Source organism: Methanogenium sp. S4BF (genome assembly GCF_029633965.1).
Taxonomy (GTDB): domain Archaea; phylum Halobacteriota; class Methanomicrobia; order Methanomicrobiales; family Methanomicrobiaceae; genus Methanogenium.
The window spans coordinates 1,447,986-1,473,239 of sequence record NZ_CP091277.1 but is presented as its reverse complement, the minus strand read 5'-3'; the positions used below and the strand labels follow the sequence as shown (position 1 = coordinate 1,473,239).

Here is a 25,254-nt window from a genome sequence, read left to right as displayed (position 1 = left end):
AGATTCTGATCCCTCTCTGCCTCTCACAAATCTTTATATCTGAGATGTGTCCAATATTCCCCCAATGTGTGGTGAATGCGTATTGCCCGTTATGGCTTCCGGCCTTAGCACTGGCTTTTTGCACTCCGCATATCGTTATTATCAGTTCTTTTGGCCCTACTGCGAAGTGAGCGCAATCTTTAACCGGTTTGCGTTTACTCTCTGAAGGTAGGTGCGTTTTATTCTGTTCGGCAGCAACTGCCGGGAGATACTTACCATGAGAGGAAAACAAATCCGACTGGAAAGAATTATGAACCGTGACACGGGCACGACGGTAATAGTCCCCATGGATCACGGGGTATCGAGCGGACCGATTGCAGGGGTTATCGATCTGGATGAAAGCGTAAATCTGGTGGCACAGGGAGGTGCCAATGCGGTCATCGGCCACATCGGACTCGCCCTGCATGGGCACCGGAAAGGCGGGCCTGATATCGGCCTGATTCTCCATCTCTCTGCAAGCACTGACATGGGTCCGGACCCGAATAACAAGGTCATCGTAAACACCGTTACCAATGCCCTGAAGATGGGGGCGGACGGTGTCTCGGTGCACTGCAATATCGGTGCCGACTCTGAGGCACGAATGCTTGAGGATCTCGGCAGAATCGCTGTCGAGTGTATGGAATGGGGGATGCCGCTTCTGGCGATGATGTACCCGCGTGGGCCGAATGTGCTCAATGAGAAGGGGGTCGATGAGGTCAAGCATGCGGCACGGGTGGCTTCAGAACTGGGAGCCGATATTGTGAAGACGCCCTACACGGGTGACCCGGACTCATTCCGTGAGGTCACTGCAGGCTGCCATGTCCCGGTGGTGGTCGCCGGCGGAGCACGCGGGGATGACTTTGCGACCCTGCAGATGATCGAAGGGGCGATGGAAGGCGGCGCAGCAGGGATTTCCATCGGCAGAAATGCATTCCAGCACCCGCACCCGGACCTCTTTGTCCGTGCGATGGCACAGGTGGTCCATGAACACCGCAGTGCAGAGGAGGCAGCAGAGATTCTCCGGGCAGGAAGGGGCATATGATTGGAAAGGCCATCCGTCTGGAGCGGATCATGAACCGGAATACCGGACGGTCGGTGATCATACCGATGGACCACGGCTTCTCGCTCGGGCAGATCTACGGGCTGCACGATATGCCGCAGGTCATCTCGGCGGTGAGTGAGGGCGGTGCGAATGCGATCGTACTCCACAAGGGCATGGTGCGCCACGGCCACCGGAAGGCGGGGCCTGACATCGGCCTCATCGTCCATCTCTCGGCGAGCACCTCCCTGAACCCTGACCCGAATGACAAGGTCTCGGTCTGTTCGGTGGAGGAGGCCATCTCTCTCGGTGCAGACTGCGTCTCCATTCACATCAATCTGGGGGCCCCCAATGAGTCAAAGATGATCGAGGAGGCAGGAGTCATCTCCCGGCAGTGCACCCGCTGGGGCATGCCGCTCCTTGTCATGATCTACCCCCGCGGTGAGGGCATCAACCCCACTGACCCGGCGGCAATCGGCCTTTGTGTGCGGGTGGCAGAAGAGCTTGGCGCTGATATCATCAAGACCAGCTACACCGGTGACCCGGAGAGTTTTGCGGCCATTACCGGTGCCTGTGCGGTGCCGGTGCTGGTTGCAGGCGGCGAGAAAGGCGGCGATCTGGAGACTCTCAGGATGATTCGGGAGGCAGTGGGCGCCGGTGCGGCGGGGGTCGCGATGGGACGAAATGCCTTCCAGCGTGACGACCCGGCCCGGTTCATCCGCGCCATCACGCATGTGGTTCACCAGGGCGTATCCCCTGAAGACGCACTGGAGAGCGGCGTATGAAGACATTCTGGGTGGATGTCCGCTCCTGCGGCAAGGACTGTGCGACGACTGCCATCGAGCAGGGGGCAGATGCGCTGGTGGCGACAGAGGCTGCCCCGCTGCATGCACTCGGGAGGGTGACGGTCATCGCACCGGACGGCGATCTGGTCCCGGGAACGGATGTGCATGAAGTCTGTATCGACGGCAAGGCCGGCGAGGAAGAGGCTCTCCGTCTGGCAGAGAAAGCGCCGGTGATTGTCACCACCACTGACTGGTCGGTGATCCCGCTGGAGAATCTGGTCTCGCAGTCCGGCCGCATCATTGCCGCCGTGCGCACCGCAGAAGAGGCACAGATGGCCCTGACCGTTCTTGAACGCGGCACGGCGGGCATCTGCCTCGTCACAGATGATCCGGCAGAGATCATCCGGACCGCTGCCTGCGTCCGTGCCATCACCCCCCACTATGATCTGGTGCCGTTTACGGTGACTGCCATATCTCCGGGCATTATGGGTGACCGGGTCTGTGTGGATACCTGCTCCCTGATGCAGGAAGGGGAAGGGATGCTCATCGGCAATACCTCGTCTGCCTTCCTTTTGGTGCAGGCCGAGACACTGGAGAACCCGTATGTCGCCCCCCGGCCCTTCCGGGTGAACGCAGGTGCGGTGCATGCCTACGTCCTGATGGCGGACGGAAAGACCAAATACCTCTCTGAAGTGACGGCAGGGGACCGGGTGCTGGTGGCCCGCGAGGACGGGTCCACCACGGTTGCTATGGTCGGCAGGGTGAAGACCGAACGGCGGCCGATGGTCCTTGTCGAAGTGGAGCATGCCGGGATGAAATCGTCCCTTGTGCTGCAGAACGCAGAGACCGTGCGTCTGGTGGGCGCCAAAGGCATCGCCATCTCGGTTGCCGCCCTCAGACCCGGTGACATTGTCCTCGGCCACCGGCAGCAGGGAGGCCGTCATTTCGGGGTAGCTGTTGAGGAGACGATACGTGAAACCTGACGACAATACCGTGGGCATCATCGGCGGCCGGGGTGAGATGGGGCGGTTCTTCCGGGATGTCTTCGAGAAAGAAGGCTACCGGGTAATTGTCTCGGGGCGCACCACTGCGCTGTCTGCCCGCGATCTTGCACAACAGGCACGGATCGTGGTGGTCTCGGTTCCAATCCGGGATACGGTGGCAGTTATTGATGATATTGCACCCTTTCTCTCGGGGGGACAGCTCCTCTGTGATCTCACTTCAATAAAGCAGGGCGCGATGGAGGCGATGCTTGCCACCCCTGCGCAGGTCCTTGGCCTGCACCCGATGTTCGGGCCGGGGGTGTCGTCCCTTGAGGGCCAGACGGTGATTGCGGTGCCTGCCCGGTGCATGCCTGCCACTGGCGATGAGATAATGGGTATCCTCTCCCGGCAGGGGGCACGGGTGACGGTTGCAACGGCAGCAGAGCATGACCGGATGATGGCAGTCATTCAGGGCCTGATGCATTTCTCCACGCTTGTTGTCGCAGAGACAATGCGGGAGGTCGGGGCTTCACCGGAAGCACTGCTCCGCTACCAGAGTCCGATTTATCAGATTGAGACCGGGATCATCGGGAGAATCCTCGGACAGGATGCGGCACTTTATGGGCCCATTCTGCAGGACAATCCTGCGGTGCGTGAGGTGGTGACGGCGTTCTCTGCCGCCGCAGCACGCCTGCAGGAGATTGTCTGCACCCGTGATACGGAGGGGTTTGCAGCGTTCTTTGAGGAGAATGCTGCATTCTTTGCACCGGTCATCCCCGCGTCCATGGAGACGACAAACCGCCTGATACAGGGGCTGGTGGAGAGATGACGCTCTGCTGTCTGGGCCCGGAGGGGACATTCAGCCATGAAATGGCGCGTGCCCTTACGGATGATGAAATCATTCTTCTTCCGACCGTTACTGATGTTTTCCGGGCGGTAACTGAAGAAAGGTGCGACGGCATCGTGCCGGTGGAGAACAGTGACGCCGGTGCGGTGGGGCCGGTGATGGACTGTCTCTCCCGTGCTCCGGTGGTGATCACCGGGGAGGCCTATCTCCCGGTTGCCCACCATTTTGCCGCCACTGTTCCGGCTGGAGAGATCACCGCTCTCTATGCCCACCCGCAGGCCCATGACCAGTGCCTGCGGTTTATTGATACTCTCGGTGTCCCGGTCATCCACACCGAGAGCAATAGTGCAAGCGCTCTGCAGGCCGCTTCCCATCCCGGCACCGGTGCCATCACAACAGAGGCCGCCGCAAGTATGGCCGGGTTGCCCCTGCAGCAGCGCAGTGTCCAGAACACGCAGAACAATACCACGCGGTTTCTTCGCATATCGGCGCAGCGTCCTGAAACACGGCCTGAAATGGGGAAGTGTTCTTTGATCATCGATCCCGATGCAGATCGTCCGGGGCTTCTGTATGATCTCCTGAGAGAATTTAACCGGGCCGGGCTGAACCTCACCCGTATCGAGTCACGCCCGTCCAAACGGGGCATGGGGAACTACATCTTCTTCCTGGATGTGGAGATTGCCCCCGGTCTCCCGGAGGCACTGGATGCGGTCGGGACACTGGCGACGGTCAAAGATCTCGGCTGGTATGGCCGGCTGGAGGGCAGGAGATGAGCCTCCGCCTGTCGGCCGTCTCCGGAATTGACGCCCGTATCAGAGCACCGGCCTCAAAGAGCTATACGCACCGGGCGCTCATCGCGGCCGCATGTGCAGATGGCAGGTCTGTTGTCCGCAGCCCCCTGCAGTCAGAGGATACCGGGGTGACCATCACCGCCCTCCGGCAGCTCGGGGCAGCGATTACGGACACCGGTGACCTGGTGGTGGGGGGTACGGGAGGGAACTTCTCCGCATCCCCGGGATGCACTATCGACTGCCGCAGCTCCGGGACGTCCATGCGGATGCTCGTGTCCCTTGCACTTCTGGCAGATGCACCGGTACGCCTGACGGGGAGTACCCGGATGCAGCAGCGGCCGGTTGCACCCCTGGTGGATGCGCTGAATACCATCGGGGGGAGGATCCGGTACCTGAAGGAGCCCGGGTTTCCACCGGTCTGCGTGGATGGGGTATTCCGGGGAGGAAAAATGGAGATTGATGCCTCCGCAAGCAGCCAGTTCCTCTCGTCTGCCCTGATGGCGGCGCCGTGCGGTGCCACAGAGTCTGTGATCACCACTCCTCTGGAACCGGCGTCACGGGCGTATCTTGATATCACCGCGGAGGTGATGGCCACCTTCGGGGCTCCGGTAAAGAGGGAGGGATACCGCTGTTTCTCCGTATCTCCGGACGGGTATGCACCCGCATCGTATACGGTGGAGGGAGACTACTCCTCTGCCTCGTACTTCTTTGCCATGGCGGCCGTCTGCACCGGAACGGTGGAGGTCACCCACCTGAATCCCGCTTCCTGCCAGGGTGACCGGGTGTTTCTCAGTCTGCTTGAACAGATGGGGTGCCGGGTCACATCAGGTGCCGACTCTGTCACGGTCACATCAGACGGCAGGCTCCGGGGCATCACGACCGCCATGGGTGACGCGCCGGACGTGGTCCTGACGCTTGCCGCCGTGGCACCCTTTGCAGACGGGCCGACCACCATCACCGGCATCCGGAATCTGCGTGTCAAGGAGAGTGACCGGCTTGCGGCTGTGGTGCGTATTGCGGCCCTCGGCGGTGCGGCAGCGAATGTGTCGGACAATGCCGTCACCATTACCCCCGGCAGGCTGCCGGGCGGCGGCATCATCGATCCGGAGGATGATCACCGGACTGCAATGAGTGCTGCGGTGGTTGCCCTGAAGCGGGGTGATGTGGGGATCCTGCATCCGGGATGTGTGCAGAAGTCCTACCCCGGATTCTGGGACGCACTCCGGGAAGGGGGCATCCTGTGAGAGTTGTTCTCATCGGCCCCCGGGGCAGCGGGAAGACGACCATCGGTGCCCTCCTCGCAGAGGCCATGGGCTATCGGTTCTGTGACACCGATGCGATGGTGGAGGCGGCAGAAGGGATGTCTATCCCCGCCATCTTTGCAGAGCGGGGTGAATCTGCATTCCGAACGGCAGAGACTGCGGCCATCCGATCACTGCCGCCGGACGGTGTGGTGGCTGCAACGGGCGGCGGTGCGGTCCTTTCGGGCGGCAATGTGCAGGCACTCCGCGCCGGGAGTCTCACCGTATTTCTGGATGCAGATGCAGCTGTCCTTGCGGCCCGGACATACAGAAGCACCCGTCCTCCGTTAACCGGTCTGTCCCACACCGAAGAGGTCATTGCTGTCAGGAACGCCCGGCTGCCGCTGTACCGGGGGGCGGCAGATTTCTGCATTGATACCGGTGCGCTCTCCCATGCTGAAGCCGTCAGCCGGATTCAGGCATTTGTGAAAGAGCGTGAGTCAGGTGCGGCGTGCAGGGCACTTGTCGCATTCCTGCAGCAGACGCGGATGGACAGGAATGAATGGGAGATGACCGGAGAGCGCCTCTGCAGAGTGGAGGGCATGCCCCTGCACGGTCTTTTTGCGGTTATCGGCAGCCCCTGTCTGCACAGCAGGAGCCCTGAGCTCTTCACCGCACTCTTTGCCGCCTGCGGGGTGGATGGTGTCTATACCCGTATTGACTGGCCCGACCTGGGTGCCATCATGGCGGCGGTCCGGGCGGCCGGAGTGAAAGGGCTTTCCGTGACCATTCCGTTCAAATCAGATGTTATGCAATACTGTGATGAGATCACAGCAGACGCCTGTGCGATCGGTGCGGTGAATACGATGGTGCGGTGCGGTGACGGGTGGACCGGCGCAAATACCGACTGGACCGGAATCCGCCAGCCGCTTGCAGGCACCCCGCCAGGTGATGCGGTGGTATTCGGCGCCGGGGGTGCCGCCCGTGCGGCAGTTTATGCCCTGCAGGACCTTGGGATGGCGGTCACTGTGCTGAACCGGTCGCCGGACCGGGCCCGCAGCATTGCCCGCTCTTTCGGGTGTGAATACGGTGCGCATGACGCGTATAACCCTGAGAGGACGGATGTGATTGTGAACGCAACGCCGGTGGGCATGGAGGGGCGCGGCGGCAGTCTGCTTGCGGCAGGTGATCTGCGGGCGCACCATACGGTCTTTGATCTGGTCTATACGCCGCCGGAGACCCTGCTGCTGAGGAATGCACGGGCCGTGGGCTGCCGGTGTATCCGTGGCACAGAGATGTTTGTGTATCAGGCACAGGAACAGATGCGCCTGTTTACCGGCATCGGCGCAGACGCTGATATGATACGGGAGATACTGGGATGAATACGTTTGGACGATATTTCCGCTGCACGATGTTTGGCGAGAGTCACGGGCCGGCGCTGGGCGTGGTTGTTGACGGGTGCCCCCCGCAGGTGCCCTTTGGCACTGAAGACCTGCAGCCACTGATGGAACGGCGGCGGCCGGGGCAAAGTCCCCTGACCTCGCCCCGGCAGGAGCCGGATGAGGTCGAGATCCTCTCGGGGGTCTTTGAAGGCGAGACGACGGGTATGCCGGTGGCGATGATCGTGCGCAACCGGGATGCACAGAGCAGTGCATATGACACCCTCCGTGATACGGCCCGGCCGGGGCATGCCGACCTTGCCTATCACCAGAAGTACGGGTGCAGGGATCACCGGGGCGGCGGCCGGAGTTCCGGCCGGGAGACCGTTGCACGGGTGATGGCCGGAGCGCTTGCGATGCAGGTGCTTCTCCGGCGGGGCATCTGCATCGAAAGCAGGATCTGTGAGATCGGCGGTGAGTCCTCACCGGACCGCTTTGAGGCGACCATCCTCCGTGCGAAAGAGGAGCATGACTCGGTGGGCGGGATTCTGGAAGTGACCGCCAGCGGGTGCCCGCCGGGGCTTGGTGCTCCTGCGGCCGGAAAACTGGATGCGGAGATTGCCCATGCTATGTTCTCCATCGGTGCGGTAAAGGGCGTAGAGATTGGCTCCGGGTTTGCCGCGGCCCGTATGCGGGGGTCGGCCCATAATGATGCCATAACCTCTGCCGGATATCTGTCCAACCATGCAGGCGGTATCCTCGGCGGGATCTCGACCGGTGCGCCGGTGGTTGTGCGGATTGCGGTGAAACCGACCCCTTCCATCGCACAACCGCAGCAGACGGTCACTCTTGATCTGAAGGACACTACCGTCACGGTGCAGGGCCGGCATGACCCCTGTATCGTTCCGCGGATAGGAGTTGTTGCAGAGAGCATGCTTGCTCTTGTTCTTGCAGACGCGCTCTGTGAACAGGATGTCATTCTGGCATCCCGGCCACAGTGAGGATGAGGATACGATGACAGAAGACTCCGGTATCATCATCCGGCGGTATACCGATGACGACTTTGCCGCCGCCTGCGCCCTGAACGGGATGGGGAGAAACGAACCCTATGCAGGTGCGGTATTTATCCGGCAGGCAGGGGCCCTGTACGGGTCAACGTTTCTCTGTGCCGTCTGTGAGGGTCAGGTATGCGGCTACACCATCGGTGCGCCTGTCACCGGCGGCAGTACGGCGGCATGGGTCCTTCGGCTCGGGGTGCTGCCCTCCCATCGCGGGCGGGGAGTGGGCCGCGCCCTGATGCAGGCCCTGCTTATGCGGGTTGAGGCGGCCGGTATCCCGGAACTGTTCCTCTCGGTACACCCGGAAAACCGGCCTGCCCGCTCCCTGTATGACTCCCTTGGTTTTATCGTCACAGAGACTGTTTGCGGGTATTTTGGGGAAGGGGAAGACCGTCTGATTATGAAAAAGATCCTGAATACTGCCCAAACCTCATCATTATCACCCTGCCGGTGAAACGGTATTTCTGCAAAAACGGAGCACTTATGGATACCCTGCGAGACAAGACCATCCACGTCGAATCATACGGCTGTACGTTCAATCATGCCGATACGGAGAAGATTATTGCTCTTGCGGAACGGCAGGGGTGTGTCAGGGTGCCTGCTGAGGAGGCGGAGTGCATCATCCTCAACACCTGCACGGTTGTCGGGGCAACCGAACGGGCGATGCTGCGCCGTATCCGGGCATATGCCGGAAAGGAGATTGTGGTCACCGGGTGCATGCCGGTGGTCCAGCGTGAAATACTTCTGGAAACATTCCCTGATCTGCACCTGATTCTGCCGGAGGAGATGTATATGACATGTCCTGAAGTGGGGGCGATGACGGATCCCCACACCGGTGTGGTCCAGACCGGCACCGGCTGTCTCGGTGCATGCAGCTACTGCATCACCCGTGCGGCCCGCGGCCCGCTGAAGAGTTTTTCAGCGGATGCAATCGTTGCTGAGGTAGAACGGCTCGCGGCCGGAGGCGCCTATGAAATTCAGCTCACCGGACAGGATGTAAGTGCCTGGGGGATGGATCTGGGAACAGACCTTGCCGATCTGCTGGAGCGGATTGCCGGTGCAAAGGGTGATTTCCGTCTCCGGGTCGGCATGATGAACCCGGCGACCGCCGGACGGATCATCGACCGTCTCGCACCTGCCTTTGCCCATGAAAAGATCTTCGGGTTTGTGCATCTGCCGGTGCAGTCGGGTTCAGATGCCGTCCTTGCCTCTATGAACCGCGGGTATACGGCAGCGGAGTTCGAAACGGTAGTGGCGGCGTTTCGTGCGGAAATTCCTGATGTGCGGGTTTCAACAGACATCATTGCAGGGTTTCCCACGGAAGGATGCCGTGAGTTTGATGAAACACTGGAGATGCTTGGCCGGGTGCGCCCGACCAAGGTAAATATCACCCGTTTTTCGGTCCGGGAGGGAACGCCGGCCGCTCAGTATCACGACCATCCCGACTGGGTCAAAAAGGAGCGGTCCCGTGCCCTTACCCATCTCACGGAACGCATCTATGATGAAGAGAACCTCCGCTGGATCGGACGGGAGCTTTCGGTGCTTGTCACCGAGCAGAAGAAGAACGGGACGGTCATCGCACGGGATGCCACCTACCAGAATATTGTCATACCACAGGAGATCCCGCTGGGCACCCGGCTTCGGGTGAAGGTTACCGGGCACCGCCGTCATTACCTGATGGCAGCACCTGTCTGAATTTCCTTCCCGCCTTATCTTTTGTCTTCTGCGTGACCTCGTACCGGTTCACTATTTGCGAAGGGTTAATACCTCTTTTTGTATAACGATCCACACATGCAGGGTTCATGCGATATAGAGAAGATTGAAGAGGGATTTCAGGCAGCAGTTGCCTGTGCAAAGAAGAGCACAGAAGGGGTGGATGCCCTCTCTCCTGAGATTCATGCGAAAGTTGAGAGCCTGATCTCGCGTCTTGCGGCAGATGCCGCGGCACTTGTCCCGAAAGCGGGCCTCTCGATGATGCTCAGGGGGAAGAAGGACGGAAAGGGCGAACTCTATGATACGGTGTATTTTGACCAGAAGATGCTGATTCTCGGCAAGACGGATCCGCTGCCCTACCGGCCGGATGACACCACAAAAAAGGTGGACAACCAGTATCTCGTACTGGATGCAGAAGGTGTATTCTCTGAACTGATGTACAGCAGTGACGGGTTTTTAATCGATGTGTATAAAAAAGACCTCTCTACGGAGGACGCGATTGCCCTGTACGGGTTTGAGCCGGCAGTGATGCTCTACAAGGCGATGCAGCAGTACGCAAAGGATGAATCCGGCCTGTATGAAGCAATGGGCAAGGTCCTTGAGTTCCTTCTTGCAGAAGAGAAAGACGCCGCGAACTGATGCTGGTTTAAGCATCGGTTATTCGCTGCTGGTATGAATGCGGGGCGGATGTATGGAACCATCCGGTTCCATACCAGAACTGTTCCCGCTGTATAGTTTTATTGGCCGTCCTGCCGTACTTCTTCTCATCTGCATCTTCCTATAGCGGTAGTCATGGAGGAGATGTCGGGGATATCGCCTGTGTCTCTGAATGTGCCTGCTGTGTCTGGTACATGCAGGCGAAAAACGACGGATGAATCCCGGTCGTATTCCTATCCGGAAACGGGGCCGGTGCTGAATTGGCGCCTGACACGGTGTTTTTGTCCTGTATATCAGGGTCAGATGCCGGGTGCACGGGAGGCGGCAGGGCACCCGGGAAGACCGTATACTGGAGGTATCAATGATGGATATTGTTACAGGTGCTGGTATACAGGTATATGACAGAGTCCGGGAAGTGAGGTGACGGAATGCAGAACAACGATCCGATGAACGAGACGGTGGTGGCGGCAGATGATCCGGAATACTATGCTGACCTGTCTGAATACCTGAATGCGCTCTCAAATCCCACGCGACTGAAGATTCTGAAGGTGCTGGAAGCAGGGCCGATGGAACTCAGGGAGATTGCCGGTCATATCCGGACAAGCTATGAAAATACGAAAAAGCACATGGTCAAACTCCTGAATACCGGTGTGGTACAGAAAAAGGCAGGCATCGGGCGGTGTACGTCCAAAGGTGCCCTTCCGGTCTGGAAATATTCGCTGGTCTCAGGCGGGATGGAATCAGTCATCAGAAACCTTGGCTTCTTCAGCAACATTGATGTGAGAATCACCGGCGGCGCCTTTGCTGAGAAGGCGGAGGAGACGCGCCGGATGGTGGCCGCTGAGTATGCGGGTGACTCCCCGGTCCTCGTGATGCCGGAAGAGACCGATGAGGCGGTTGTCTTTCCCCTTACTGATGTGAGAGTGCATATCGGCAGGGCCGATGCGTCGGGCAGCGGGGTTGCACCTGCAGACGGGCCGGATGCCCCTGCCCGGTATATTCCTGCCTCGCCTGCCCGCCCGGATGCAGAGATTGTTCTTTCCCGGCGTTATGAGGCAGTAACCCGTGTCTCCAGGCCCCACGGGGTCATCAGGAAAGGTGAATCCGGGTGGACGTATGAGGACTGCAGAAGCACCAGCGGTTCATATATCAATGATCTGCAGGTTCATCCGGGTGCAGCGCATCCGCTGAAAGACGGGGATGTACTTGAACTGGCACGGGGCATGAAGGGGGCACGGTTTCTCTTCATTCAGGGGGATGCATCAGGTGGAGAGGTAACTGAGAATTGATACTGTCTGAGAGGGGTAGTTTCCGGTTCTGGTTCATGCTGCTCTGTGCCGGCATACTTGCCGCCGCACTCTGCACGGGTGCCGGTGCTGCTGCGATGGGTGAGGCGCCTGATGGGCGGGGATATGATGCCGGGGAAAATCTGACGGCGATCAGCTCCGCACAGACCGGGGAAGTGGTGCTTCAGCCTGAGGCAACCCACCGTATGACGCCGGGTTCAAACAACCGGACATCTGATGCGGGTCCGATGGATGCAATGCGGCGCGGCCTTCTTTCCGGTAATGCTACGGAGGTTCTGCCGTATGACACAGACGATGTGCAGGGGTCCCTGCCTGTTCTGTTCCCGCCGGCTGAAACAACCCGGGCCGTCCAGACAAATCAGACGAACCTGACCGTTCGGGAGGACGGTGGGCCTGCACAGATGACTCAGGCACCTCAGGGGTCATCCCGTGCGAATGAAGGGGCCGGTCTGATTCAGTATCTGAACCGGTACGGGGTCGACCCGGTGCTGCTGTTCGTTGTTGTCGGCATTCTTGCAGCTGCCGGTGGTGCATTGCTGTACCGGCTTATTGCAGGGAAACGGCAGATGGCGGATGGCCCCCGGAATGAAGGGGCGGCCGGATCAGCTGATGAGACTGTTGCCGTGACATCGTCGTGGTCTTCCCGGTCCTTTTCCGATGAAGCAGCCGTGATGAACAGCTCACCGGGCTCAACGTATTTCCCGTTGCCGCTCAACGAACGCTACCAGAATGTCAGGTTTATCGGCAAAGGAGGTATTGCACGGGTTTTCAGTGCAAAACGGCGTTGTGACGGAGAGGAAGTGGCGGTGAAAGTTCCGATCAGTTTTGATGAGGTGACCGGGAAGATGTTTTTAAAAGAGATGCGCATCTGGGAACATCTCTCCCACACGAATATTGTGACCCTCTTCTCGGTGAACATCCTGCCGGTTCCCTTTGTCGAGATGGAGTATCTGCCGGGATCGCTTGCCGCCCGCCCCCTCCCGCTGGACCCTGCAGAGGCAGTGGCTGTTATCCGCGGCATTACGGAGGGCATCGCGTATGCGCATGCAAACGGCATCATCCACCGGGACATCAAACCGCAGAATATTCTTATCACCGCTGAGGGAATGGCGAAGATTACCGACTGGGGGCTGGGGACCGTGCTCACCGAAGGGCATGAAACAACTCCCCCTGGTTTCTCACTGAACTACGCGGCCCCGGAGCAGATTGCCCCTACCCGGTTCGGGTCGCCGGATAAACGGACCGACATCTACGGGGTGGGTGTGGTATTCTATGAATGTGTGACCGGTGTCCGCCCGTTCTCCGAAACCGGTGTGGGCGAGATGACGGCTGCCATCCTGGAGCATAAACCGCAGCCTCCCTCTTCCCATAATCCGTCCCTGAAGCCGCTGGATGCACTTATTCTGCGGTGCCTGGAGAAGAATCCCGCTGACCGTTTTCCGTCGGCAGATGAACTGCTGAAGGCACTGGATGCGGCAGGGACGGCATATCCGGCGGATGCCTGAGTTCTGTCCCGGCTCGTCTTCTCTCTATTTTTTTTTTGAAACGGCATGGCTGCATGTATGGAACTATCCGGTTCTGCGGTGGGAGTGTTCCTATTTTGTTCATTTATACCTGAGCAGAAGGGATGTATGTTCAGGGAGCGGGGGGCGCCTGAGGCTGTCTGTCCTGCACCTGTCAGATATTGAAATGGAAGTGATCAAAATGAAAATACGTTCAAAGACACTATTGGCAGGCCTTGTCGTGGGTCTCTGCCTCTGTGCATTCATCATCTCTCCGGTGAGTGCATCCGGGATGGGCAAAGGTGCCGGCAATGGCGCAGGCAATGGTTCTGCTGCAGAAAGCACAGGGATGTGTGCCGGTGACTGCGATAAGACGCGCGACCAGACCTGCACCCAGACCTGTGATCAGACCTGTAACCAGACCTGTAACCAGACATGTGACCGGATTATGGGTGGGCGGACTGCCATGCCGGATGCGGGGGGCATTGGGATGACCGAAATCCGTGCCGCCCTTGCATCGGGTGACATGGAAACGATTGGTGCCATGCTGGGAGAACTGCGTGGTGCGTGCATGCAGAATGGAATCCTGAACTGCTTTACAAATGGGTTCGGACCGGGTTATGGGTCCGGAGCCGAATCCTCAGGCATGGCTTCATCTGAGTGACCGATTCAAAATTAGGGTGTGTCCGCAGATCGGGGGAGTGATTCTCCCTTTTCTTCCCGGAAATGCCTTGTGAAAGTACCTGATGCATATACTGCACCTATCACAAACGAACCATACTATCCACCACAAAATGGGTATTCCCTGACCGCCAGAAATGGTTTGGTATGAGAATCAGCCCCGCCATCCATAATCGGGGAAACTCTTCCGTTCCTTTTTTGACACGTGTTCAGTCCTGACACAGATAATCCGTCTGAAAACGGATGGCTGATATATTTGCAGATAGTGGTTTGCCTTCAGGCATCTCTCCCGATTCACCAGTGGGAGGTATTCTTTCGGATTTGCAGGATACAACCGTCCGGTTCTGCTATGAAATCACGGCTATTTTGTTCATTTATCCCTGAACAGGGGGATCTATATTCAGGGACCGGGGTTCCGGAGATATATGCCCGGCCCCTTGAGCACCCGGCAATGAAAAAAAGGAAATGAATCCATATGATAACCCATTCAAAGATACTGCTGGCGGGTTTTGCAGTGACTCTCTGTCTCTTTGCACTTGTCATCTTCCCTGTGAGTGCGGACCCCGGCCGGCAGATGGTGGACAGTCCTGCTCTTCTTGAAGAGCAGGGCATTGATGTAACAGAAATCCGCGTCGCCTTTGAGTCAGGTGACATGGACACGGTTCATGCGCAGCCGGCAGAACTTCGTGATAAGGGACCTGTCAGTACCGATGAAGACCATGAGATACGGTCAGAAGGAGCTGAATGCGGCCGGGACCGGATTGGAGAGGTAAAGCGTGAAGATCAGATTGCAGGACATATTGCCACTATTGAAGAACAGGGCATCGATGTGACAGAAATCCGCACCGCCTTTGCATTGGGGGACATGGACATGGTTCATGCGCTGATAAAGAAGCTTTCTGAAGAGGGGCCTTCCGGTGATGGTGAAGAATTGAGCAGATGATCGGGAATCGCCTGACGGAACGAAACCTTCTGAATCCGTACAAAAAAGTGCTGAATAATTGATCCGGGAACGGGGCATGCTGCAGTGATGTATGCCCGTTCACTTCTCCTGAAGATACCCTGATGCTGGTGATATCTGCCGCGTCCGCCAGAATATCCCGGTATTGCCTGTTTGATCACTTTTTGATATCAAACATCGGAAACATGGGTTTGAGCAGGTCATCCTCTCCTTTACCCAGTGCCGAGATGGGGCTCTCATGGCTGAACGCATGGCCCTCGTGGTCTTTCCATGTGATGTATGCCTTTCCTTCACTGATCATACGTTCAACAGCGTACGTGTGTTCCATATCAGGAGAGACTTCTGCAACATCATATTCAATATCAAGAGGGACAACCGCGACATGAATCTGCACGGCGCTGGTGTTCCCTGAGTTTCTGATGATGATCTTCTTTGCGTCCGGACTGAGCCTTGCCGTCAGCTCAGGAACATTACTGAGTGTTTTCCCAAGCATGGTCATATAGGCGGTCATCCCGATTATCAGTAAGAGCATGACGACGATGCTTGCTGCAAACTGGCCGGTGATTGAGAGATATGCGAAGACGGCAATACCTGCGATGAAGACAGCTGCGACCTGTCGTGTGTCCATACAGTGTATTGTGGGCCTCTCCTTATTAAGGAAATGAAATGAAACGGATGACTCTCATCATCAGAAAAATATGAAAAGGATGGGCCCGGTGCGACTCGAACGCACGACCTCCCGGTTATCAGCCGGGTGCACCACCGACTATGCTACGGGCCCTGTCTTAGAATTACCTAATTAGATGGGATTGCCGGGTAATTAACAGTTTTGATTTTGTCCGGGGGTTTTGTTCCTGTGCGTCTGATGTGTTCGGCAGCGCAATGGATCAGAATAGTATAAACCCTTTTTTCTCATACCTTTTGTCAGGTATGAATACTCGATATATGCTGGGGAATGAGGTGATCGCCCATGCGTGCCTGGAAGCAGAGATTGACTTTGCGAGCGGGTACCCGGGGACTCCTTCATCAGAAGTGATTGATTACCTCCGCCACCAGAAAGACCGCGATTTCTACGTTGAATGGTCCGTTAATGAGAAGGTTGCCTTTGAAAATGCCCTTGCTGCGGCATGGACCGGCATCCGTTCTCTGGTGACCATGAAGCATGTGGGGCTCAATGTGGCAGCGGATCCGCTGCTTACCAGTGCCTACACCGGTGTCACCGGCGGGTTTGTGATTCTCTCTGCCGATGACCCGTATGCCCACAGTTCACAGAATGAACAGGACAGCAGGCGCTATGCCCTCTTTGCAAAGATCCCGTGCCTGGACCCTGCAAGTGTCCGTGAAGCGCATTCGATGATGAAGGCAGCCTTTGCAATCTCTGAAAAGGTGGGTCTGCCGGTGCTCTTCCGGCCGACAACGCGCATATGCCACTCTAAAAGTGACGCTGAGCCGGGCGAGCCCGGCACCGGGCACCGGAAGGGTGCATTTGTACGCAACCCTCAGCAGTATGTAGTCATCCCGAAACATACGCGGGTGCTGCACAAAATACTCAACGAAAAACAGCCGGGCCTTGCGAAGATGCTTGTTGATGAAGGGTTCAACACCGCAGAGGTGCGCGGGAAGACAGCCATCATCAGCGGCGGTATTGCCGCATCCTACGCCGAAGAGCTGATTTCAGGTGATGTCTCGTTTGCAAAGATTGGTGCCTACCCGATTGACGCCGCATGGCTCAAAGCGTTTGTTGACCAGCATGAGACGGTCCTTGTCATCGAAGAACTCTCGCCGGTTATCGAAGAGGCGGTTCGCATGGCCGCGACAACGACCGTCGTGCACGGGAAGATGGACGGTCATCTGCCGATGGAAGGTGAACTCTCCCCCGCTGCCGTGGCAGAGGCGATGCTCTCGGCCGGGTTCACTCCGACAAAGACCTACCCTGCCGTCGAGCCGGAGGCCGGCATCCCGGCCCGCCCGCCGCTTCTCTGTGCCGGATGCGGCCACCGTGCGGTCTTCTATGCGATGAAGAAGGTGTTTAAGGACGGCATCTTCCCGAGTGACATCGGCTGTTATACTCTGGGCATCCAGCTCGGCATGGTGGACACCACCATCTGTATGGGTGCGTCTGTCACGGTCGGAAGCGGCATTGCGCAGTCCGGTGAAACCCGGCCGGTGGTCTGCACCATCGGTGACTCGACCTTCCTGCACACCGGCATTCAGGGTCTTTTGAATGCGGTCTATAATGGCGCCAATATGACAGTGGTCATTCTCGATAACCGCATCACCGCGATGACCGGCCACCAGCCCAACCCGAATACCGGCGTGACTGCCGCCGGTGTCGCCTCTCCTCCTGTTTCCCTTGAGGCAATCTGCCGGTCATGCGGCGCGCCCTGGGTCGAGACGATCAGCTCCTATGATCTCACCGGTCTTCTTCAGGCACTGCAGACGGCAAAAGAGCGCGACGGCGTAAAGGTGATCGTGGCCCGGCAGCCATGTGTGATTGCGGCACGCCGTGAGGGCGTCCGCCGGAAACCGTATGTGGTGGACCCGGAGGTCTGCACCGGCTGCGGTCTCTGTGTGAAGTTCGGGTGCCCGGCAATCGAATTCCACAACGAAAAGGCGGTTATAACAAGCCTCTGCAGCGGCTGTTCGGTCTGTGCTGACATCTGTCCTGCGGGTGCAATTCATAAGGGAGGTTCGAAATGAGCCAATCCTTTGATGTGCTGATTGTCGGCGTCGGCGGACAGGGCACTATTCTCGCCTCAAACATTCTCGGCGAGGCATGCCTGATTGCGGGTCTGCCGGTCCGCGGTGCAGAGACCCACGGTATGGCACAACGGGGTGGGTCTGTGGAGACCCATATCAGGATTGGCGGAATCTACGGCCCTCTCATCTCGCCGGGTACCGCTGACATCATCATCTCGTTTGACCTGCTGGAAGCCCTCCGCTACCGCCACTTCCTCAAACCCGGCGGCAGCATCGTGACCAGTGATGCCGTCATTATCCCGACATCGGCCTTCACCGCCGGTGCGGAGGTGCCGACGCAGGCTGAGATTCTGGAGCGCCTCGCAGATATCTCCTGCACCGCGATTGACGCGGCAGGGCTTGCAACGGAGGCAGGCACCATTCTCGCGCAGAATGTGGTGATGCTGGGTGCGGCGTCACACGCACTGCCGCTGAGTGTTGAGGCGCTCAGGGAGGCCATCTCCCGGTCTGTGCCGCCGAAGACGGTGGAGACCAATCTCCGGGCCTTTGAACTGGGCCGGGCGTGCCTACAGAAATAATCCTGATTCCTCCCATTTTCCACGTTTTTATACTGATGCTGCCTGTTTCACCAGCCTCACCAGCCGGCCTTACCGCGAATCAGCGATGATGAGAAAAGGTGCCGCACGCATCTTTGGTGGCTTTGCGGTTTCATGCCCGTATAAACGCACCTTCCGCGCAGCATCCGGTATCATACATATCTCACGACACCTCTTCTCCGTTCTGCTGCTCCGTCTGTTCCTCAGAATGACGGGATGAGTGGGTTGGGTGGTGTGGTATCGTTTTCACCATCATTTATATATTGTTCCGGTGTTATTCAGGGACGTATGAGAAGAGGTGTATTGACCGTGGGGGCGTGTATCCTTGTCTTAGCCGTATCCTTCTGTTGTGGATGTACGGAGGAGCCGGAGGAGATTACAGGGGGGGAACTGACCGGTCCAGTCTGGTTGCTTGAGACATATGTGGGTGTGGATGGGGCAATGACCGCAGCGATTGCCGAAGCTCCCGTCACTGCAGAGTTTGTCGGGGGATCTGTCTCAGGTTTGTCCGGGTGCAACAGGTATCATGCGGCATATCTCACGGACGGGCAGTCACTTACCCTGGATCTCCCCGTGGTGACGCTGATGTACTGTGACAGGGCGGATGTCATGAATCAGGAAGCGCAGTACCTGGCCCTTCTTGGGACCGTTGCCGGGTACACGATATCCGGTGACCGGCTTACGTTCACAGATCCATCAGGACAGGCGATTCTCATCTTCCGGATGGTGGATCAGAATCTGGCAGGGACGAAATGGGAGCTTACCGGCTACAATAACGGAGCGGGAGGTTTTGTCTCAGTTGTCACCGGAAGTTCTGTCACGGCCATGTTCGGTGAAGACGGGCAGATGTCAGGAAATGCGGGATGCAACAGCTATTCCGGTTCATATGTCGTGAGCGGAAAAAGCATTTCCATCGGGCCTCTTGCCATGACTGAGATGTACTGCATGGACCCGGATGGCGTGATGGATCAGGAGAGTGCATATTTTGCAGCTGTGCAGGCTGCCGCCTCATACCGCGTCGGGGCAGGTGAATTGTCCCTCGTGAGTGCAGATGGCCGTCAGATGGCAGTGTTCGGACCCTATACTCCCAACCCACAAGGGGTGACCTGGGAACTGTCCGGATATAACAACGGGCAGGGCGGGGTGGTTTCACCACGGGCTGGCACTATCGTCACTGCGGTCTTTGGTGCAGACGGTCAGGTGACCGGCAGTGCCGGGTGCAACGATTATCTTGCGCCCTATACGGTGAGCGGGATGGAAATGACCATCGGGCCTGTCGGCTCAACAAGGATGTACTGCGATTCACCTGACGGGGTGATGGAGCAGGAAGCGCGGTATCTGGTCCTTCTTGGTGATGCAGGCATGATTGACCGGACACCGGACACGCTCACGGTGCGTGATGCAGACGGAATCACTCTTTTAACTTATACTCTCGAACGGGCGAATCCTCTGGCAGGTGACTGGCTGACGGTTTCATACCGGGATGCGGACGGGAATCTGGTATCCGTACTGGAGGGCACAGAGCTGACAGCGGTATTTGGGACTGACTGGCAGGTAACCGGGCGTGCAGGCTGCAATAGTTATTTTGGCTCATATACGACGGATGGACAGAAGTTTTCCGTTGGTCCGCTGGGTCTCTCCATGATGTACTGCAAATCCCCGGAAGGGGTGATGGAGCAGGAAAGCGGCTATCTGACAGCACTGGAGGATGCCGCCTCCTATAAGATCCGGGAAAATGACCTGACCTTATACGACAAAGAAAGCAACCCGTGCGTCCGGTATATGCCGGCACCCTGACCTCTCCCTCTTTCCCTGTTTTTTGTCTGTTTGCCTGTGAGGTTCCGCCGTTCTCTCTTAATGGAGCTTTACGGGAGTCCATTTTTCAGATTGATTTCCTGCGCCCCTGTATCCGCCGCTGCAGGGGGAGCGCTCCGAAATACACACATGCACTCACGATCACAATCGTCGCACCGGACGGGATGTCAAAGGCATAGGAGAGCCAGATGCCTGCAGTGGTGAAGACGATGCCGAGGAGCGATGCACCGACAATAAGCCCTTTCATGCTGCGGGAAAAGAGGCGGGCGGTTGCCGCAGGGAGTGTCAGGAGGGCAATCACCAGTATGATGCCCACGATCTGGATGAGCATCACCACGGTGAGGCCGGTCAGAAGCAGGAGGATGACCATGATTCGGTCGGGGTGGAGGTCCATCACCGAGGCATACTCCTCATCAAAGGTGACTGCCACAAGGCGGGGGTAGAGGATGGCCACAATGCCGCAGATGCCTGCAGTGAGAATGGCCATGGAATAGAGCGTGCCACGGGGGACCAGGAGAATATTTCCGAAGAGGTAGCTGAAAAGGTCAGGCGCAAATCCGGGAGTGATGTAGATAAAAAGGATGCCTGCCGCCATGCCGGTGGCCCACACCGCACCCACGAGTGTGTCGAGATGCTGGTGCGCCTTCATCCGTATCCATGCGGTGGCAGCAGAGGTGCCGAGGGCGACTGCCGCGGCGCCTGCAAGCGGGTCGATACCCAGAAAATACCCTAGGCCGATCCCCCCGAAGGCCGCATGGGAGATGCCGCCTGCGAGGGACGCCATGCGTTTGACGACCACGAAACTGCCGATGACGCCGCAGGCAATGCTTGCGAGGAGTCCCGCGATGAGTGCATTGCGGAAGAATTCAAACCCCAGCGCCTCGATCATTTCCTGCCCCCGAAGACCCGGTTCTCATGGTCGGGAATAACCCGGTGGGGGACGCCGTGAGCGATGAGATCCACCGGGCAGGGATAGGCGCCCTGGATCATATCATCGGTGATCTGATTGTCATGGTGCGTGAAGAGGCGGCGGTTGACACAGGAGATGTGGGTGACATCCGGTGAGAGGGCGCTGATGTCATGGGTGACAAGGACGATGGTCATCGATTCCCGCAGCCGGCTGAGAATATCATAGAAGCGCACTGCTGTCGGGCTGTCGACATAGACGGTTGGCTCATCGAGGAGCAGAACCGAAGGTCTTCCGGCGAGGGCACGGGCAATGATCGCCCGCTGACGCTCACCGCCCGAGATGTCATGGATGGGGCGGTCTTTCAGGTGGGTAATCTGCATCGTCTCCATCGCCTCGTCTGCCGCGTCCTCATCTTCACGGGTGAACCGCTGGAAGGGGCCTGCCAGATGGCCGAGGCGTCCGGATGCGACCATGTCCTGCACGGATATCGGGAACTGAAAGTCAAATGTACGGAACTGGGGCACATACCCGAGATGCACCCGCATCTCATGGGGAGTGCCGCCCAATACCCTGACTGTGCCTGAATCCGGCCGGATGAGGCCGAGGATCACTTTCAGGAGTGTGGTCTTTCCGCCGCCGTTGGGGCCGATGATGGCGTGAAATTCATGTTCCCGGACCGTGAGGCTGATATCCTCCAGCATCACCTGGCCGTTCTGGCCGAGGCTTACGTGCTCCACTTCGATCACCGGCGGTTTCATGCTCACACCGCCCATGTCCGGAAGGCCCCGGTGACCTGCATCAGGTTTTCGGTGTAGTTCTCTGCAAGGGGACTGATATAGACGACACTGCCGCCGATCTCATCTGCAATGGCCTGTGCATTGCGGGTCGGGGATTCCGGGGAGGCAAATATGACCGGGATGCCTTTCTCTTCTGCGGCGGTGATGATTGTTTTGAGTGTGGCCGGTGAGGGCTCTTTCCCGTCCGCTTCAACCGATGTCATGGAAAGCCCGTAGCGGTCGGCATAATATCCCCACGCGGGGTGATAGACAAGCACGGTTTTCTCTCCCGCATCGGCGAAGACTTCTGTAATCTCTTCGTCGAGGCGTGCGAGGTATGCATCATAGGCGGCATACCGTGCCTCAAAATATGCGGCATCGTCAGGTGATTCCGTGATATAGGCATCGGCAATGTTCCGTGCGATGATACGAACATTTACCGGCGATAGCCAGACATGGGGGTCATAGCGAATACTGCCATCCGTGATGGGGATGCCCCCGGCATCCGTGGATACCAGGGTAATGCCTGCCGATGTGTCCACGACCTGCATGCCGGGGTTCACCGAGGTCAGCCTCTTCATCCAGGCATCCTCAAATTCGATGCCGGTGCCCACTGCCAGATAGAGCGGTGTTTCTGAGAGTGCCTTCAGCTGTCCGGGTGTGGGTTCGTAGGTGTGCGGGCTGGCGCCGGGAGGCACCATAACCATGACCGTTACCCGGTCACCCCCGACGGCTTCGGCAAACTCCCGGTACGGCGGGATGGTGACTGCGACGGGGAGTGGTGCTGTGTGGTTCATCTCTCCGGATGAAGGCGCCACGGGTGTTATATCATTTATACATCCGCAGCCGAATACAGCAGATGCCATGACAATCACCATGGTGAGTATGGCTCTCTGGCGCAGGCCCTTTGGCCGGGCAGAATCTGCTGTTCGGTGTATATGTGGTTTCTGCGTGGGAATGCCCTCCCTGTCTTTCTATTCCCGGTTTTGATTCATAAATGGTTTGGTGGTGAGAATGGAGATTTTTCTCACATCGCTGAAATAACCGGCGATAAAACCCGGGAGGGTATCTGCCGCCGTTCCGGAGAGGATGGGGGCCGGATTGTGGCGGGATTGAGAGGCAAAAGCGCGCATGGTACAGGGAGTTGTTTGCCCGACACAGGGGCAATGCCGGGGTCTTATTCCGGTTTCACCGCATCCGGAAGGGATTGTTCTGTTGCCCGGACAAGGCTTGTTCTCACTCGATTTGTTCCCTGAAGATGAGCCTGATTGGAGGAATCAACAGTGAATTCGTCCGGATTTTGTGTCGTCCGGACAGTGTTGCTGTACGACCCATTGGTTGATTATCGATGGCGCAGGAACACTCATTCATGGAACCGGTCATCTCCCTCTCTGGCGGCAGCAGACGGAAGGCCTATGCCATTATCCTTCTCTTTGGCATTGTCTCCCTTTTCGGGGATATGATCTACGAAGGGGCACGGGGTGTGGCGGGCCCGTACATCTACCTCCTCGGCGGAAGTGCATTTGTGGTCGCATTTGTAGCCGGTTTTGGGGAGTTTGTCGGGTATGGCCTGCGCCTGGTGTCGGGATATGTCGCCGACTCCACCCGTCATTACTGGGCACTGACATTTATGGGGTACGGCATGCTCATTGCAGTCCCGTTTCTTGCTCTTGCCGGATCATGGGAGATTGCCGCCGTCCTCTATATCATTGAACGGATGGGGAAGGGCATCCGGGCACCGGCCAAGGATGCCATCCTCTCGAATGTGACGGCTCCTGTCGGAAGAGGGTGGGGATTTGCCATCCACGAGGCGATGGATCAGGTGGGGGCCATCGCGGGGCCGCTCATATTCTCTGCCGCATTTCTGGTGCAGGGTGACTACCGGGGCGGGTTTGTCCTGCTCCTCATTCCCTTTGTACTGATGATGGCCGCACTGTTCATCACCCGGATGAAGGCGCCGGTGCCGGAGGAGATGGAGGTGGCATCGGGCATCTCCGGGAAGAAGCTCTCAACGCGGGCACTGGTGCCCTATGGCGTGTTCACTGCGCTGACCATGGCAGGGTTTGCCGTATTTCCCCTCATCGCCTTTCACTATTCATCTGCCGGCATCGTCCCGTATGAGCAGATCCCGCTCTTCTATGCGATTGCAATGGGGGCAGATGCGGTGGTGGCACTGATCGCCGGGCGGCTGTACGACCGGCACGGACTCATCATTCTCGGTGCAGCACCGGTTATCAGCCTTGTGATTCCCTTCTTCGCATTTGCCGGTTCATATTCTTCAGCCCTTCCGGCAGCCCTGCTCTGGGGCTCTGTGATGGGCATACAGGAGACGATCCTCAGGGCAGCGGTCGCTGACTATACTGCCGTTTCCAAACGGGGACTGGCCTACGGCATCTTCAATACGGTGTACGGGGCGTCATGGTTCGGGGGGAGCCTGATTCTCGGATGGGCCTATGGCGTCTCCATCACGCTTGTTATCGGCTTTATGGCAGTGATGCAGTGCATCGCCCTTCCGGTCTTCTTCTATGCACGGTCTGTCATGGAGAAGGGTGAGGGAGGAGTGGCGGTATGATCTGCCGCCTCACACACCGGATGGTGCGGACACCGGTGGCTGAAGGCTTGTTTCCATATTGAGGAAGCCATTTACGCCTCGTTTTTGTGCCGGAAAAATGATGGGGACGTAGAATTTCTGTCTATTGCAGATTGAGACCCGCAAGAGGTATGTATGGTATTTTCGAGAGCAGATCGCTTTTGATGGTGTCCATGCCGACCCGTTCCACGAAACGGGCGGTCCTTTCACCGGGGTTTGCGGTATCCCGGTAATACACAAGGAGGCGTTTTACCAGGTCTTTTACCTCATCTGCCGAGAGTTCTTTTGCAATCACATCTCCGATGCGTGGCCGTCCGCCGGAATTGCCGCCGAAAATGACGGTCCAGCCTTTCCCGGTGCCCAGCACACCGATATCTCTCAGGTGACTCTCACCACAGCACCGTGGGCAGCCGGAGACGCCCATCTTCAGCTTTGCCGGCAGATGCATGTCCTGGTACATCTCTTCAAGTTCAAGTCCGAGACCAAGTGAATCCTGCAGCCCGTATTTGCAGACCACGGTGCCGGGGCATGCCTGCACATAATGCACACAGGGTGCGGTGGCTTCACCGACAGTCATGCCCAGTTCATTCCATATCTTCTCCACATCGTCTTCTTTGATGCCAACAAGCACCATCCGCTGTCCGGATGTTATTTTTATCACCGGGATCTCATAGCGCCGGACAACCTTGATGATATTCTCCAGATCTTCCGGGCTGACAATCCCTGCGGGTGTACGGGGGACGATTGCATAGGATTGTTTATCACGCTGGAGGATTGCTCCTCGGGGACCGTCTTCCATTTTTTATTACCTCAGTTCCGGCGCTCTTTGCTGCCGTAAATGATCCCGCAATACGGTGGCGGGGTATATAAATATGGCGGGCTGCCGGAGGCCGGGTCGGGGAAAA

Annotated in this window: 24 protein-coding genes and 1 tRNA gene; 19 read left to right on the top strand and 6 right to left on the bottom strand. The window is 57.9% G+C overall.

Translation table 11 applies throughout. The features are described from left to right. Positions 1-256 precede the first annotated feature (256 nt). The 15 genes from L1S32_RS07065 (at position 257) to L1S32_RS06995 (ending at position 14,944) form a co-directional block, all read left to right on the top strand. A complete protein-coding gene (locus L1S32_RS07065; RefSeq protein ID WP_278154322.1) occupies positions 257-1,060 on the top strand; it encodes a 2-amino-3,7-dideoxy-D-threo-hept-6-ulosonate synthase in 804 nt (267 codons plus the stop codon). Further along, positions 1,057-1,842 carry a 2-amino-3,7-dideoxy-D-threo-hept-6-ulosonate synthase gene (locus L1S32_RS07060; RefSeq protein WP_278154321.1) on the top strand — a complete coding sequence of 262 codons (786 nt, stop codon included), beginning with the start codon at positions 1,057-1,059 and terminating at the stop codon, positions 1,840-1,842. The genes L1S32_RS07065 and L1S32_RS07060 overlap by 4 nt, the downstream gene beginning before the upstream one ends. After that, on the top strand, positions 1,839-2,825 hold the full coding sequence (locus L1S32_RS07055) for a 3-dehydroquinate synthase II (protein ID WP_278154320.1): 987 nt from the start codon (positions 1,839-1,841) through the stop codon (positions 2,823-2,825). The genes L1S32_RS07060 and L1S32_RS07055 overlap by 4 nt, the downstream gene beginning before the upstream one ends. Continuing rightward, the gene (locus tag L1S32_RS07050; RefSeq protein ID WP_278154319.1) at positions 2,815-3,654 is read left to right on the top strand and encodes a prephenate dehydrogenase/arogenate dehydrogenase family protein; all 840 of its coding nucleotides are present in this window, start codon (positions 2,815-2,817) and stop codon (positions 3,652-3,654) included. Before L1S32_RS07055 ends, L1S32_RS07050 begins: the two co-directional genes overlap by 11 nt. Then, positions 3,651-4,445 carry a prephenate dehydratase domain-containing protein gene (locus L1S32_RS07045; RefSeq protein ID WP_278154318.1) on the top strand — a complete coding sequence of 265 codons (795 nt, stop codon included), beginning with the start codon at positions 3,651-3,653 and terminating at the stop codon, positions 4,443-4,445. The genes L1S32_RS07050 and L1S32_RS07045 overlap by 4 nt, the downstream gene beginning before the upstream one ends. Beyond that, positions 4,442-5,707, top strand: coding sequence for a 3-phosphoshikimate 1-carboxyvinyltransferase (gene aroA, locus L1S32_RS07040; protein WP_278154317.1), 1,266 nt, complete (start codon positions 4,442-4,444; stop codon positions 5,705-5,707). The genes L1S32_RS07045 and aroA overlap by 4 nt, the downstream gene beginning before the upstream one ends. Next, on the top strand, positions 5,704-7,086 hold the full coding sequence (gene aroE / locus L1S32_RS07035; RefSeq protein WP_278154316.1) for a shikimate dehydrogenase: 1,383 nt from the start codon (positions 5,704-5,706) through the stop codon (positions 7,084-7,086). Before aroA ends, aroE begins: the two co-directional genes overlap by 4 nt. Further along, complete coding sequence (locus tag L1S32_RS07030) at positions 7,083-8,084, top strand: chorismate synthase (RefSeq protein WP_278154315.1); 1,002 nt, start codon at positions 7,083-7,085, stop codon at positions 8,082-8,084. The genes aroE and L1S32_RS07030 overlap by 4 nt, the downstream gene beginning before the upstream one ends. Continuing rightward, on the top strand, positions 8,056-8,595 hold the full coding sequence (locus L1S32_RS07025; protein ID WP_278154314.1) for an N-acetyltransferase: 540 nt from the start codon (positions 8,056-8,058) through the stop codon (positions 8,593-8,595). Before L1S32_RS07030 ends, L1S32_RS07025 begins: the two co-directional genes overlap by 29 nt. Positions 8,596-8,624: 29 nt before the next feature. Beyond that, positions 8,625-9,836 carry a tRNA (N(6)-L-threonylcarbamoyladenosine(37)-C(2))-methylthiotransferase gene (locus tag L1S32_RS07020; protein ID WP_278154313.1) on the top strand — a complete coding sequence of 404 codons (1,212 nt, stop codon included), beginning with the start codon at positions 8,625-8,627 and terminating at the stop codon, positions 9,834-9,836. Positions 9,837-9,932: 96 nt separating this feature from the next. Beyond that, complete coding sequence (locus L1S32_RS07015) at positions 9,933-10,493, top strand: hypothetical protein (RefSeq protein WP_278154312.1); 561 nt, start codon at positions 9,933-9,935, stop codon at positions 10,491-10,493. 446 nt (positions 10,494-10,939) lie between these two features. Then, positions 10,940-11,800, top strand: coding sequence for an FHA domain-containing protein (locus L1S32_RS07010; protein WP_278154311.1), 861 nt, complete (start codon positions 10,940-10,942; stop codon positions 11,798-11,800). Beyond that, positions 11,797-13,323: a serine/threonine-protein kinase gene (locus L1S32_RS07005; protein ID WP_278154310.1), complete on the top strand. Its 1,527-nt coding sequence runs from the start codon at positions 11,797-11,799 to the stop codon at positions 13,321-13,323. Before L1S32_RS07010 ends, L1S32_RS07005 begins: the two co-directional genes overlap by 4 nt. Positions 13,324-13,522: 199 nt before the next feature. Further along, positions 13,523-13,984 carry a hypothetical protein gene (locus L1S32_RS07000; RefSeq protein ID WP_278154309.1) on the top strand — a complete coding sequence of 154 codons (462 nt, stop codon included), beginning with the start codon at positions 13,523-13,525 and terminating at the stop codon, positions 13,982-13,984. 492 nt (positions 13,985-14,476) lie between these two features. After that, entirely contained in the window at positions 14,477-14,944 is a 468-nt protein-coding gene (locus L1S32_RS06995) for a hypothetical protein (RefSeq protein ID WP_278154308.1), read from the top strand. A gap of 175 nt (positions 14,945-15,119) precedes the next feature. Here L1S32_RS06995 and L1S32_RS06990 read toward each other — a convergent pair whose 3' ends face one another. Both L1S32_RS06990 and L1S32_RS06985 read right to left on the bottom strand, forming a co-directional pair. Continuing rightward, positions 15,120-15,590 (bottom strand): hypothetical protein, encoded by a 471-nt coding sequence (locus L1S32_RS06990; protein ID WP_278154307.1) that lies wholly within the window; start codon positions 15,588-15,590, stop codon positions 15,120-15,122. A gap of 80 nt (positions 15,591-15,670) precedes the next feature. Beyond that, positions 15,671-15,743, bottom strand: a tRNA-Ile gene (locus L1S32_RS06985). 149 nt (positions 15,744-15,892) lie between these two features. Between L1S32_RS06985 and iorA the strand changes: the two genes are divergently transcribed. From iorA to L1S32_RS06970, 3 genes are all read left to right on the top strand, one after another. Beyond that, positions 15,893-17,662 (top strand): indolepyruvate ferredoxin oxidoreductase subunit alpha, encoded by a 1,770-nt coding sequence (iorA, locus tag L1S32_RS06980; RefSeq protein ID WP_278154306.1) that lies wholly within the window; start codon positions 15,893-15,895, stop codon positions 17,660-17,662. Next, on the top strand, positions 17,659-18,240 hold the full coding sequence (iorB, locus tag L1S32_RS06975) for an indolepyruvate ferredoxin oxidoreductase subunit beta (RefSeq protein ID WP_278154305.1): 582 nt from the start codon (positions 17,659-17,661) through the stop codon (positions 18,238-18,240). Before iorA ends, iorB begins: the two co-directional genes overlap by 4 nt. 306 nt (positions 18,241-18,546) lie before the next feature. Further along, positions 18,547-20,055 carry an META domain-containing protein gene (locus tag L1S32_RS06970; protein ID WP_278154304.1) on the top strand — a complete coding sequence of 503 codons (1,509 nt, stop codon included), beginning with the start codon at positions 18,547-18,549 and terminating at the stop codon, positions 20,053-20,055. An 85-nt stretch (positions 20,056-20,140) separates the two neighbouring features. Here L1S32_RS06970 and L1S32_RS06965 read toward each other — a convergent pair whose 3' ends face one another. From L1S32_RS06965 to L1S32_RS06955, 3 genes are read right to left on the bottom strand one after another with little or no spacing between them, the layout of a single operon-like run. Further along, positions 20,141-20,962: a metal ABC transporter permease gene (locus L1S32_RS06965; RefSeq protein ID WP_278154303.1), complete on the bottom strand. Its 822-nt coding sequence runs from the start codon at positions 20,960-20,962 to the stop codon at positions 20,141-20,143. Then, complete coding sequence (locus L1S32_RS06960) at positions 20,959-21,741, bottom strand: ABC transporter ATP-binding protein (protein ID WP_278154302.1); 783 nt, start codon at positions 21,739-21,741, stop codon at positions 20,959-20,961. The genes L1S32_RS06965 and L1S32_RS06960 overlap by 4 nt, the downstream gene beginning before the upstream one ends. Before the next feature lie 2 nt (positions 21,742-21,743). Beyond that, a complete protein-coding gene (locus tag L1S32_RS06955; protein ID WP_278154301.1) occupies positions 21,744-22,625 on the bottom strand; it encodes a zinc ABC transporter substrate-binding protein in 882 nt (293 codons plus the stop codon). A gap of 482 nt (positions 22,626-23,107) precedes the next feature. Here L1S32_RS06955 and L1S32_RS06950 point away from each other — a divergent pair, with 482 nt between their 5' ends. Then, entirely contained in the window at positions 23,108-24,331 is a 1,224-nt protein-coding gene (locus tag L1S32_RS06950; RefSeq protein ID WP_278154300.1) for an MFS transporter, read from the top strand. A gap of 121 nt (positions 24,332-24,452) precedes the next feature. Here L1S32_RS06950 and L1S32_RS06945 read toward each other — a convergent pair whose 3' ends face one another. After that, positions 24,453-25,148, bottom strand: coding sequence for an NAD(P)/FAD-dependent oxidoreductase (locus L1S32_RS06945; protein ID WP_278154299.1), 696 nt, complete (start codon positions 25,146-25,148; stop codon positions 24,453-24,455). Between the last annotated feature and the right edge of the window lie 106 nt (positions 25,149-25,254).